The 12,866-nt window shown below is 36.1% G+C and carries 10 protein-coding genes; 3 read left to right on the plus strand and 7 right to left on the minus strand.

Features of this window, described 5'->3' with window-relative positions:
- Positions 1 to 9 precede the first annotated feature (9 nt).
- From BCELL_RS14675 to BCELL_RS14695, 5 genes are all read right to left on the minus strand, one after another.
- Positions 10 to 1,305, minus strand: a complete 1,296-nt coding sequence (locus BCELL_RS14675; protein ID WP_013489547.1) for an extracellular solute-binding protein — start codon at positions 1,303 to 1,305, stop codon at positions 10 to 12.
- A 251-nt stretch (positions 1,306 to 1,556) separates the two neighbouring features.
- Positions 1,557 to 2,423, minus strand: a complete 867-nt coding sequence (locus BCELL_RS14680) for an AraC family transcriptional regulator (protein WP_013489548.1) — start codon at positions 2,421 to 2,423, stop codon at positions 1,557 to 1,559.
- Between the two features lie 422 nt (positions 2,424 to 2,845).
- Positions 2,846 to 3,226 (minus strand): rhodanese-like domain-containing protein, encoded by a 381-nt coding sequence (locus BCELL_RS14685; RefSeq protein ID WP_342633085.1) that lies wholly within the window; start codon positions 3,224 to 3,226, stop codon positions 2,846 to 2,848.
- Between the two features lie 119 nt (positions 3,227 to 3,345).
- The gene (locus BCELL_RS14690; RefSeq protein WP_013489550.1) at positions 3,346 to 4,467 is read right to left on the minus strand and encodes an AI-2E family transporter; all 1,122 of its coding nucleotides are present in this window, start codon (positions 4,465 to 4,467) and stop codon (positions 3,346 to 3,348) included.
- A gap of 80 nt (positions 4,468 to 4,547) precedes the next feature.
- A complete protein-coding gene (locus BCELL_RS14695; RefSeq protein ID WP_013489551.1) occupies positions 4,548 to 5,432 on the minus strand; it encodes a helix-turn-helix domain-containing protein in 885 nt (294 codons plus the stop codon).
- A gap of 134 nt (positions 5,433 to 5,566) precedes the next feature.
- On the opposite strand from BCELL_RS14695, the gene BCELL_RS14700 reads away from it, so the two are divergent.
- The 3 genes from BCELL_RS14700 to BCELL_RS14710 all read left to right on the plus strand — a co-directional run bounded on the left by BCELL_RS14700 (position 5,567) and on the right by BCELL_RS14710 (position 10,524).
- The gene (locus tag BCELL_RS14700; protein WP_013489552.1) at positions 5,567 to 6,934 is read left to right on the plus strand and encodes an MATE family efflux transporter; all 1,368 of its coding nucleotides are present in this window, start codon (positions 5,567 to 5,569) and stop codon (positions 6,932 to 6,934) included.
- A 278-nt stretch (positions 6,935 to 7,212) separates the two neighbouring features.
- On the plus strand, positions 7,213 to 8,277 hold the full coding sequence (locus BCELL_RS14705) for a TAXI family TRAP transporter solute-binding subunit (protein WP_013489553.1): 1,065 nt from the start codon (positions 7,213 to 7,215) through the stop codon (positions 8,275 to 8,277).
- Positions 8,278 to 8,544: 267 nt separating this feature from the next.
- A complete protein-coding gene (locus BCELL_RS14710) occupies positions 8,545 to 10,524 on the plus strand; it encodes a TRAP transporter permease (RefSeq protein WP_013489554.1) in 1,980 nt (659 codons plus the stop codon).
- A 64-nt stretch (positions 10,525 to 10,588) separates the two neighbouring features.
- Here BCELL_RS14710 and BCELL_RS14715 read toward each other — a convergent pair whose 3' ends face one another.
- Together BCELL_RS14715 and BCELL_RS14720 are read right to left on the minus strand one after the other, a co-directional pair.
- On the minus strand, positions 10,589 to 11,443 hold the full coding sequence (locus tag BCELL_RS14715; RefSeq protein WP_013489555.1) for a MurR/RpiR family transcriptional regulator: 855 nt from the start codon (positions 11,441 to 11,443) through the stop codon (positions 10,589 to 10,591).
- A gap of 15 nt (positions 11,444 to 11,458) precedes the next feature.
- Positions 11,459 to 12,859, minus strand: a complete 1,401-nt coding sequence (locus BCELL_RS14720; RefSeq protein WP_013489556.1) for an aspartate aminotransferase family protein — start codon at positions 12,857 to 12,859, stop codon at positions 11,459 to 11,461.
- Between the last annotated feature and the right edge of the window lie 7 nt (positions 12,860 to 12,866).

A 12,866-nucleotide genomic window follows, 5' to 3' on the forward strand; every position in this document is an offset into this window, starting at 1 on the left:
ATAAACCAATTACTGCATTAAATCAATATTCAAAAAGATATCCTCTACTGCTTCATCTAGTATTTCTTTTGGGTCATCTCCGTCTGCATTAAATTGTACCGCATCTTCCATCGGGTCCCACACTTGGCCCATTTCAGGAATGTTTGGCATTGGGATCGCAGATTGTGATTGATCTAAGAAACCTTCTGCTAATGGGTGATCGATATCCGCATCAGGGCGGGCTGGAATTTCGCCAGTCTCCTCGAAGTAATATGCTTGTGAATCAGCACTAGTTAGGTGTAAAGCAAGTTGTGACGCCCAGTAAGTGTGCTCTGTATAGTTAGATACAAGCCAACCTTTTACACCTGCAAATGGTGTTGGGTCTTCTCCATTAGATAAAGTTGGCAAAGGAGCAACTCCTAAGCTATCCCCTAAAGCATCTGAGAAGGATGCCATATACCAAGGTCCAGATAGAACTGCTCCTACTTTCCCATCAGTAAATAAGCCATTAAGAACATCTTCTGTTATACTTCTTGGAATTAATCCTCTTTCAAACAAACTTTGAACTTCTGCGAATGCTTCAACAGATCCTTCGTTATTTAAACCTAAATCTGTTGGATCATAGTTTCCTTCTGCATCTTGTGGGAATACATACCCACCGTATCCTCCCATCCAAGGGAACACGTGATAGAAATTAAGTGCTTCAAATAAGAAACCGTATTCATCATTAGACGCATCTGTTAATTCTTCTGCTAATTCATATAGTTCTTCCATTGTTTCAGGTACTTCACTTATAATATCTTTGTTATAATATAAAGCCGTATTTTCCATCACTAATGGCGCCCCGTAAACTTCACCATCTAAAGTAAAAGCTATAATAGCGTCTTCTGTATACTCAGCTAGCGTTGCCTCATCAGCCTCTAATGGCGCTAGTAGATTTTGTGTTACTAAATTGCCTAAACGATCATGTGGTTGAAAAATAAGATCAGGTCCAATTCCACTTGGCCCATCTAATTCGAAAGCTTCGTCTTGATCAGCCATTAAGTAAGGTGTAACTAATACTTCAATTCCATGTTCTTCTTCAAACTGCTTTACTAAATGTTCTATTGCTGCAAATTGGTACTCTTCATTGTTTGCCCAGATTTCAAGAGATTCTGGCTTTTCTGGTACTACATCATCACTTGTTTCTTCTGTGACATCGCTACCATTTTCTACTGTTGATTCATCCTCTTCTACTGGTTCAGCAGCATCTCGCCCACATCCAACAGCAACAAGCATTAGAGTAAGCATCATCATGGTCATAATAAGTAATTTTTTCTTATACATTTGTAATTACCCCTTTCTCTTATAAGAATATGAGATAAGTGTAACCGATTACAAAACCTTTGTGTATGAATATATTCCATAATTATATAAAAATATGAAACTCCAATAACTATCTTTCGAAATAATTAATTTTCTTCGAACGCCGTATCGGCACTGCTTTTTTTCAACAATATCCTTCATCTTTAACCAATAAAAGACATTGATAGAACCCGATAAAATGCATAAAAAAAGCTAGAAAGGTATATTCCTTTCTAGGCTCTCTCACTTTTTAAGTTCATAGTTTTGTTCTTTACTAGTAAATTCCGATATTTTTTAGGTGTAATGCCTTCCTTTTTTTTGAATGTAGCTACAAAATTACTAACATCATTAAAACCAACTAGAAAGGCTACGTTCTTCAATGGTGTGTCAGGGCTATGGATTAAAATTTCCTTTGCTTTCCTTATCCTTAACTGGATCAAAAAGGAGTAAGGGCTTACATTAAAAGTATCTTGAAATAGACGATTTAAATATTGTGAACTTACATTCAAGTGTTCAGCCATATCCTGTAGTCCTATATCTTCGGCATAGACGGTTTCAAGCCACTCTACTATTGGACGAATTTTATCATAAAAATGTGATAAGGATGGCTGATTGTTTATTTTACCATATTTTCTAAGATTAATAAGGAATTGATATAAACAGCTCGATAATTCCAACTTTGAAAACTCGGACTTCTCTCTTGTAATATTGATCATGTTCATTATTAAATCGATAAACGTTTCTTGTTTCATTTCTGTGTATAGTGTTGAAAAGTTTAATTTCAACGAATCAAGAATCGAGATGATCGATGCACCACCAAATGTTACATAAATAGTTGACCATTTTTTCCCATAAGTAAAATACGAATGAGGCGTATAAGGTTTTAATAGTACTCCCCTTCCCTCTGGAAGCACATATTCATTTCCATTAAAGTGAAATCGTCCTTGCCCCTCAACCGTTTGAAGCCAATGATAGTATGGGTACCCTTCTTCTCTTACAAAGTCTTGCTCTGCCGGGTTAAAACCTACACTCTCTACAAATAATGGTAATGTATCTTCTATCGTAACAAACGTATATCTTATTTTTTTATAGTGATGCATGTTTTACACCCTCTCTTGTAAAATAAGGTTCCATCTTTTAGTAATCTATGTATCTTATCCTTGTCAATCTTACACTCAATTAAAGTAACTAGAATTATCTATTATTTTATTTCTCTTTTTTAATAAGGTAACATTATTCAAGCAAATATAAAAGTGGCTTTATCTATCTTTACCAATAGATAAAGCCACTATTTGCAGTATGTACTCATCGTTTCTTCAAAAGCATTTTTCTGTCTCCAATTCCATTTCTTTATATAGTATGGGAAGGGTTACTATTGCAACAACATAATAATTCGTATGGCGTATCCATCGCCTTTTTATATTGTTATACAAATACATGTTACTAAAGCATTAAAAGTCCTCACAATGCAGAAAGGGAGACTCCAGCAGGTTAAAATTCACCTATGGAGTCTCCCTCTTCTTTACTTTTTCCAGCCTTTTAACTCGTCTACAGAAGTTATATGAATTTCAGAACCATTAACAGTTTCTCCATCATAAGATAGCATGCCACCATTAAAATTTGTTACTTTTCCAACTCCGTTTTCATTTAAGAATAAAGAAACATTTTGCGAACGGTTGCCGCTCCTACAAATAAACACGTATTCTTTATCCTTATGAAAACCATCAATCAAATTTGGAATCGTGTGCATTGGAACTAACGGTACTCCTGGAATGTGACCACTTTCATATTCCTCTGGTTCTCTTACGTCTATTAGTACTGTATCTTCTTTCGGAGACTTTACTAACGCTTTTAGTTCGTCAACATCAATTTGTTTAATTCCATCTTGGTCAAAACTCATCATAATCCCTCCTATCATCACTAACGATAATACTATATAAAAATGAGGAACGTTGCAAAAATCTACACTCGGCTAAGAAAGAAAAAACACTTTTATTCTTTAAGCCTTTTCGATAAAAATCTTTAAAGGCCTTTTTCTTCATTCATTCTTCTAGTCTCTTCTAGGTTTTGTTTGCGTAATTTCAATAACCTGTACGTGTGACTTACGACAACTTTCGTTACTGCATACGTAGGAACTGCAATTAAGAATCCAATAAAACCAGCAAAACGTCCCGCAACTAAAATAAGTATAATAATTGTCAAAGGATGAATAGCAAGCTTTCTGCCCATAACCTGCGGTGCTATCAAGTTACTTTCAATTTGCTGAACAACTACGATTGCAACAATGACCCATAACGCGGTCATAGGTGATGCAATAAGTGCTACGATAACTGCCGGCACTGCCCCAATCCATGGACCAATGAAAGGGATTAAGTTCGTAGCCATTGCTATTAAAGCTAAAATAAGCGTATATTCTAACCCAATAATAGTATAGGAAATAAACATCAGGATACCGACACATAAACTAACGATAATTTGCCCTTGAATAAATGAGCTAAGTGCCTTATCCATATCACTTAAAATACGCTTTCCTTCGATTTGTTGTTTTTCAGGAAAAAAGCGTAACACTTGATTTGGTGCTTTATGACCATCCTTTAATATGTAAAACAACATAAAAGGAATGAGAATAATCGTAAATAAGGTGTTTGTTAAAGCACCAAGAAAGCTAGCAATATTCATAGATATGAAATTAAACGTATCCATTAAAACGCCTGCTATATTTTCACTGATACTTTCTATAGAAAAGCTCTCAAAATCTTGGAATTGGGCAAGCCACTCAATTTCTGAAAGATCAAAAATTACTTTTCTAACTTCATTAACTAAAAATGGCATATTATCAATAAGGTTCATTAGCTGCGCTTGTAATGCTGGACCTATGAGAAAGACTAGCCCTGTTAAGACACCAATAAGTAGTACATATATGATCAAGATAGCTATAACTTTAGGTACTTTACGATTATGTAAAAAGATGAGAATGGGCCTTAGTAAATAGAACAAAACACCAGCTATTAGAAAAGGGATAAATACTGTTTGTACAAAAACTACTAAAGGTCGAAAAATAAAAGACACTAATGTAGCTAAATAAATAATAATAAGAATTAATATCGTATACAGTAAACCACGAAACAACTTGCTTTTAGTCAACAGAAACCACCCTCTATGTCGTATGAAATAATTAATCTATCTTCTATTAAAGTATCATATATTTAAAAGAACGTGAACGATTACATTTTTGGTTCCTTTTCATATGTTCTACTCATTCTTCGATATTGTCCAGGTGTCATTCCTTCTTTTTTCTTAAATATCCTTGAAAAATAACTTACATCAGAAAAACCGCATTCTCTTGCTACTGTATCTAGGTCATGATTACCACGGATAATTTTTGATTTTGCCATGGACAATCGATAATGATTTAAAAATTGAATTGGGGTCATCCCTATCACCTTTTTCATTGACCGTGTAATATAGTCTGGGTGGTATAGTAGCTCTTGCGCCATTTCTTTTACAGTAAAACCTTCAATTAAGTAATTCCTTTTTATATAGCGCACAACTTCGTCTGTTACATTTTGAGCACTCGTTGGCAGCTCTACAGCATCCTTTTGTAATTGAATCATTAAATCCCCGAATAAAAGCTGTTGTCTCATTTTTTCAGCTGGATCACTTGAATCATTTAACTCTAAAATAGACTGGATAGCTTGGATACCTCTTTCCTTGTTACGAAAAGCCGCGTACCTTGGAATATGTAATTTATACTCAGGCGCTTCTACCAATGTACTCTCTTTAATAATAACATTTGACCAATCAAAATCATGTTTCTTCTTTAATTCGTAGTCATTTGGTAAAGTAAAGTGTATCCAATAATATATCGCTTCTTCTTCACAGCGCTCGTAACCTCCATGCTTTAATCCCGGGGCCAAAATGATGTATTGTCCCTCTTTCACCTCATATTTTTCTCCTGCTTCTTTCATATATATTTTTCCTTTAACGACGTAAATAAGGTCGAAAATATGAAATATTCTCTGAAAGTGCTGTTCTCCCTTTCTAAAAGTCGCATTCCCTCCTGTAATAAATGTTGGGAGTGGAGGTATTGTAAAAGTTAGTATTTCCATTATGTTCTCCTCTCACATCGTTTTTGTACAATTGTTATCGATTTTTACACAACAATACTTATTAAGCATCGTTTATTATTATAAAGTATGTTCAAAGTAAATGTACAATTATATAAAGGAAGTGAGGGGGCAAAATGTCATCAAATAAAGAAAAAGCAGCTAAGATAACCCTTTTCGCCCTAACCTGGCCAATTTTTGTAGAAATCCTTCTCCACATGTTGATGGGGAATGTAGATACTATCATGTTAAGCCAATACAATGATAATGCCGTTGCCTCAGTGGGTGTTTCTAATCAAATTATGAGTGTCATCATCGTCATGTTTGGGTTTGTTGCAGCTGGAACAACGATACTTATTGCTCAAAATATAGGGGCTAAGAAAAAGGAAAAAGCTAGTCAAATTTCGGTTGTTTCCATTGCAGCTAATTTATTATTTGGAATTTTACTTAGTCTTTCACTATTATTATTTGGAAAGCCTGTATTATTAGCTATGAACATTCCTGAAGAGTTAATAGCTGATTCCCTTATTTATTTACAAATTGTTGGCGGAACCCTTTTTATTCAATCCGTTATCATGACGCTAGGTGCAGTCGTAAAAAGCTACGGTTTTACGAAGGATGCCATGTACGTCACACTCGGAATGAATATATTGAATGTCATCGGAAACTATGTCCTCATATTTGGTGCATTTGGTGCGCCAGAGCTAGGTGTTACTGGAGTCGCAATAAGTACTGCAATAAGTCGTGCTATTGGTTTAGTTATTCTTTTTATTTGTCTTTATAAAAGAGTAAATGGGTATTTGCCTTGGAATTATCTATTTGAAAAATTCCCTAAAGAGGAAATTCAGCAGCTCTTAAAAATTGGTATCCCATCTGCAGGTGAGCAATTAGCTTACAATTTATCACAAATGGTCATTACGGCATTTATTGCCACAATGGGAACAGTGGAGCTTACTACGAGAGTGTATGCTTTTAATATCATCATGTTTGCGATGTTATTTTCCATTGCTATCGGTCAAGGCACACAAATATTAATTGGCTATTTAGTAGGTGAAAAACAGATTAATAAAGCTTATGAAAGATGTTTAAAAAGTTTGTGGATAGGTGTTGCGATATCAACGTTCTTTATGATTACATTAAGCTTATTTAGAGAAACATTACTATCCCTATTCACTTCAAATCCAGAAATTATTCAAATAGGAAGTCTTTTATTATTGATTTCAATCATTCTTGAACCTGGTAGAGCATTTAACCTCATTGTAATCAATGCACTTCGGGCAGCAGGAGACGTCAGATATCCAGCCTATATCGGTATTATTTGTATGTGGGGCGTGTCTGTAACAGTTTCTTATACTGCTGGTATTATGTTTGGTCTTGGACTAATCGGAGTCTGGATTGCAATGATATTAGATGAGTGGATAAGAGGAATACTTATGCTTAGAAGATGGAATTCAAAAAAGTGGGTAACGATGTCCTTTGTAAATGAAGAAGGAAAAAACAGTTAGTCATCATACACGCATTTGTATTTTTATTCACTTTATTCATGTTATGACGAGCTCATTATTTTAATAATCTTTTCCGTGCAACAAAGGTGTTCAATAGATCACATTTTGCAAAAACATTGCTATTTCAACAATTTTCGCAAAATTTGTTAGTTTTTCTTACTCGGTTTTTGTGAGTAAGTTTTGACAACTTGTTCAAATTTTGGTTAAATTAAATAGAATATCAACAATTTATTATGCAATTGTTGATACAATCTAATATCTTTAAGGGGGAATGTATCTTGAATAAGAAGTTTTATTCCATTTTAGCGATTCTTCTTGCAGGTATTTTATTATTAGCTGCCTGTGGAGAAGGAGACGATGACACAACAGACGACGCTGGTGGTGACGAACCAGAAACTGAAGAAACAGATGATGCTACTGAAGAAGAGGAAGATGATGATGCAGCTGCTGATGGCGGTGCTATCAACCTTCAAATGGGTACAGGGGGAACTGGTGGTACATACTACCCACTAGGTGGAGAAATGGCAACGGTTATTAACAATAACATCGAAAACTTCGACCTAACGATCGATGCAGTCGCAACTGGTGCATCGGTTGAGAACCTTGCTGAAATTGGCCAAGGTAACTTTGGTTTAGGTATGACAGTACACTTACCAGCTTTAGACGCACTTACTGGAGACGGTGATTTCCATGGTGTTGAAATTGATAACTTCGGTTTCATGGGACATATTTATCCTGAGATTATGCAAATTGTCACTCAAGAAAATTCTGGAATTGAGTCGATTGAGGACCTTAGAGGTAAAACTGTAAACACTGGACCTGTTGGTAGTGGTACACGTGCCGCAGCTAGACTGATTCTTGAAGCATATGGTCTTGAAGAAGGCGATTATACTGAAAGTGATGAAGGATTTGGTGAAGCTGCAGGACGTATCCAAGATGGTAGTCTAGATGCTTCTTTTGGATTACTAGGTTTACCAGCTAGTGGTATTGAGCAGTTAGCTGCTCAACGCGATATTCGTATGATTTCTATCAGCTCTGAAGCAATGGAATACATTGAAGCAAACAGCGGATACGAAGCATATGAAATTCCAGCTGATGCTTACGATTTTCTTGAGGAGCCTGTAGTTGCACTTACTGCTTATGCGATTCTTGTAGGTTCTACAGACCTAGTTGATGAAGATCTTGGTTATGAAATTACAAAAGCTCTTTTTGAAAACAGAGATCAAATCTCGCATGCTCAAGGTGCACACTTGACGAAAGAAAATGCTTTATTAGGTCATGAAGGACTTCCTATGCATCCTGGTGCGGAAAGATATTTCCAAGAAGCTGGACTACTTGACTAATTAGATAAAGTAAACATCTTAAATTTAAGTAACTACGGTCGGACTTCCGGGTCCGACCGTTTTTAAACACTTTAACCATTCAAGCTGTCTTGTTAACAATTCAAAAAAATTCCCTTTTCATCATCATCATAATGTGATAAAAAAGAGACATAGTAACATAAAAGAAAAATTATATGAGAAATTATTTCACGTAGGCATCGACGAAAAAGCAGGAACTATCCTACTTTTTCGTCGGTTTTACTAGAAATCGGATTAGGTGGTGAACACATGGAAGTAAAAGGAGCTTTAACAGAAGAACAACAGCAAGAAATGCTCTCAAAATTTGATAGAGAGTCAGCTTATAGACGAAATACAGGGAAATGGAAATGGGTTATATCCTTTATAGCTATCTCTTTAACCCTTTTTCATCTATATCGAGCGTTCCCACAAATAGGGCCTTTAGGTTATAGAATGCAAGGGGCAGTTCATTTAGGTACCGCGCTAGGTTTAATTTTTCTTCTATACCCAGCTCGTAAAATAGGCCTTAAAAAAAGCGGTGTCCCTTGGTATGACGTACTACTAGCATTTCTTGCCATGGGATCTACATATTACATTTTATTCCGGTATGATTGGATTACTGGTCCGGCAATACTTCTAGGCTATACTACCATTGATATTGCGGTTGCAACAATAGGTATTATTCTTTTATTTGAAGCAACAAGGCGAGCGGTAGGGGTTCCGATTATCGTCATTGCAGGGGTCGCCATTCTTTATGGCTTATTTGGCACCAATCTCCCCTATATCGGCCATACTGGATTTAGTTGGGATCGACTTGCTCAGCGATTATTTTATACAACCGATGCCATTTTTGGTACTCCTATTCAAATATCATCAACCTTTATATTTTTATTTCTTTTCTTCGGTGTCATGTTAACAAAAACAGGGGTTGGCCAATATTTCAACGATTTGGCTTTTGGGGCTACTGGAAAATATACTGGTGGTACTGCAAAGGCTGCAGTAGCTGCTTCTGCTATGCAAGGGATGGTTACAGGAAGCTCTGTAGCAAATACAGTGTCTTCCGGTTCCTTTACAATTCCAATGATGAAACGAGCAAAATTTAAACCCGAATTTGCAGCAGCAGCCGAAGCATCCGCTTCTACAGGTGGTCAAATTATGCCACCAATTATGGGGGCAGCAGCTTTCATTATGGCTGAGTATGTTGAAAGCGTCTCGTACAGCGATATTATTATCATTGGCATAATTCCAGCAATTTTATATTTTACCGGTGTATTTTTCGGAACACATTTTGAGGCGAAAAAGCATGGAATTACCGGATTGCCAAAAGATCAGCTTCCAACTTTGAGAGGCATTTTTAAGAGAATATATTTATTAGCTCCTCTCGTAGCGATAATATCGATGCTACTTCTAGGATTTACAGCTACTACAGCTGCACTTTATGGTATTGGTGCCGCCTTTTTAGTTAGCTTCTTTAGGAAAGATACTAGAATGAAACCAAGAGATATCATCGATGCTCTTGAACAAGGGGCAAGAGTCGCATTACCTGTTATTGCTGCCTGTGCCACAGCTGGTATTATCGTTGGAGTTGTAGTATTTACTGGATTAGGAACAAGAATTGCTGGCGGTCTCATCAATATGGCTGGTGATAGCTTATTTTTACTATTGTTCTTCACTATGTTTGCTTGTATATTACTAGGAATGGGGTTACCAACAACGGCAAACTATGTTGTTACCGCAACTATGGCAGCACCTGCTCTCATTCAATTTGGAATCGAGCCTATCGCAGCACATTTCTTTGTCTTTTACTTTGGAATTGTCGCAGATATTACTCCTCCAGTTTGTTTAGCTGCTTACGCTGGTTCTGGTATAGCCAAGGCGAATCCAATGAAGGCTGGGGTCACCGCCTTTAAACTTGCAATAGCGGCATTTATTATTCCATACGTGTTCGTTTATAACCCGGTATTATTATTACAGGATGCAACATTACTGACCTTAATTCCTGTTCTTATTACTGCATTACTCGGAATGGCAGCAATAAGTGCTGCAATGATGAATTACTTTGTTTATAACCCGATATGGTATGAACGAATATTATTATTTGCTGCTGGAATTATGCTAATTGTTCCAGAGAATTTACCTGTTGAATTAGCAGGATTAGCCCTATTAGTATTGGTAGGGATCATTCAATGGTTACGTAAGAAAAAGCATAATGATGAAAACGGTGAAAATAGAAATCATATAACAACATAAGGTGAAAATTTATACAAAAAAAGGGAGCCACAATAGGTAATAAACCTACTGTGGCTCCCTTTTACTAATCATAAAATACATCAAACGTATCCCATAACCCTTCAAGCTCCTCTAATCGTTTTTCAACCTTTTTATGCTCTGATCTCGTTAATGCTGTTATTAAAGCACTTGAGATACTCATAGGCGCTGCAAACGAATCAATGAAAGAGTTAATTTCTGTAGAAGCAATGAGCTTAATATCGGCGTACGGGACTAATGGACTCATTAAATGGTCAGTAATAACTAATGTCTTGGCTCCTTGCTGTTTTACAAATTTTAATACTTCTACTGTTCTTTTCGTATATCGATTAAAGCCTAATCCAATGACTAAGTCTTCATCTGTTATATCGAGTACGTGTTCAGACACGCCATCAGCTTGACGTATGAGCTCAGTATTTTGCAAAACTAAATCTAAATAGAACTCTAAAAAAGACCCTATACTCGTTGCACTTCTATATGCAATGATATAAATTCGTTTTGCTTCTATAATTTGTTCTACTGCATTTTCAAAAACAGCAGGGTCTACTTGATTAAGGGTCATTTTTATATTTTGAATATCATCTGACAGCACCTCTGAAATAACGTGCTTTGTTTCATCATTTTCATCGGTTGTTCGCGCTAATACTTCGGCTGAAGTCATCTTTCTTTGTAATGCTTCCTGTAGATGACGCTGCATATCTGGGTAGCCTTTGTAATTTAAAAAGAAAGCAAAACGAATGACAGTCGCTTCTCCTACTTGAACATTTTTCGCTAGTTTTGATGCGGTTAAAAATGGAGCTGTTTCATGATTTTTTATTAAGTAATTAGCTATTTTTTTGTGAGATTTACTCATTCTTTCTCTATTTTGTACTATTCGTTTATAGACATCACTTTCTAACAAAGTACTTCCCCCTTTTTAAGACCGCCCTCCATCTTCTAATCTGCTATTTAGCACTCGCTCGTATGCGTTTATCGTTTTGTTTAGTTCTTCTTCTCCATGTTCAGTAGATAGACTATAACGGTTTAAAGGTTTCGTATATATTCCTTCATCTAACAGATGATAATCAATCTCTTTTCTTAGCGGCAGATTCGTCTTCTGTAGGTCTCGATAGTTATAAATATTTTTTTCACGGGTACATAGTACACTAAATATCGTACCTATGCCAACAGTCTTAATTGGTACATTTGCTTTTTTTGCGACATGTTCAAGTTTTCTTCTCAATATTGTAGTATTCTCTTCTACGATAGAAAACTCCTTTTGAAGTCGATCAATCGTCGCTAAACCTGCTGCTAAAATGGTAGGATGGCCGTTATATGTTCCACTATGGAACAATGTGTCCTTTGCAGAGGAATTATTCCCTTGACCAACATCGAAAACATCTCCAGCTACTTTTGGACTGCTCGTTGCCATGATTTTTTCTTTCCCACCGACTAAACCAATTGGAAAACCACCACCAATCGCTTTGCCTAATGTCGTGAGGTCAGGAGAAATATTATATACACTTTGTGCTCCTCCTAATGATACACGAAATCCTGTTTTTACTTCATCAAAGATTAAAACAATACCATACTTTTTTGTTACTTTTCTTAAAAGGTCCATGAATTCTTGCTTAGCTGGTATAAATCCTCCTTGTACTGGTTCAACGATCACAGCAGCCAACTCAGATGCATGCTTTTTAATGAGGGATTCGGTTGCATGCAAATGATTAAATGGTAATATAATTGGCTCGTTTTCTTTAAATGTGTCTAACCCTGAAGACTCTGGAACTGGTAAAGGTTCACCTTCCTCTCCAGCCTCAGATAATGGTGGATTAATACTATAAAGCATGCTATTGTACCCACCATGGTAATGTCCTTCGAATTTCGCTATTTTTCCTTTGCCAGTAAATGCTCTTGCTAACCTAATTGCTAATAGTGTTGCTTCTGTCCCAGAATTAGTATAACGCATCTTTTCCATTGAAGGATAATGTTCTTGTATTCTTTTCGCAAATTCAACTTCTAATCGATGAGGTGTGCCAAATAAAAATGTTCCATCATCGGAAAGTTGTTTATTTATCGCTAATCGAATATCTTTGTGACCATGTCCTAACGCTAATGAGCCATATCCCATTAAATAGTCAATATATTTATTCCCATCTACATCCTCTACCCATGCACCATTCGCTTTGTTCATCACAATTGGATACGGTGCAAAATGTTTAATATTCGCGGTAACTCCCCCGGGCAAGTAATTCTTTGCCTCCTTCATATTCTCATATGAAGCCTTTGTTTTCTTTCCATAATTTACGAAAGGATGATGAGTTTTTCTAATTGCCATTATTTTT

The organism is Evansella cellulosilytica DSM 2522 (genome assembly GCF_000177235.2).
Lineage (GTDB): Bacteria > Bacillota > Bacilli > Bacillales > Salisediminibacteriaceae > Evansella > Evansella cellulosilytica.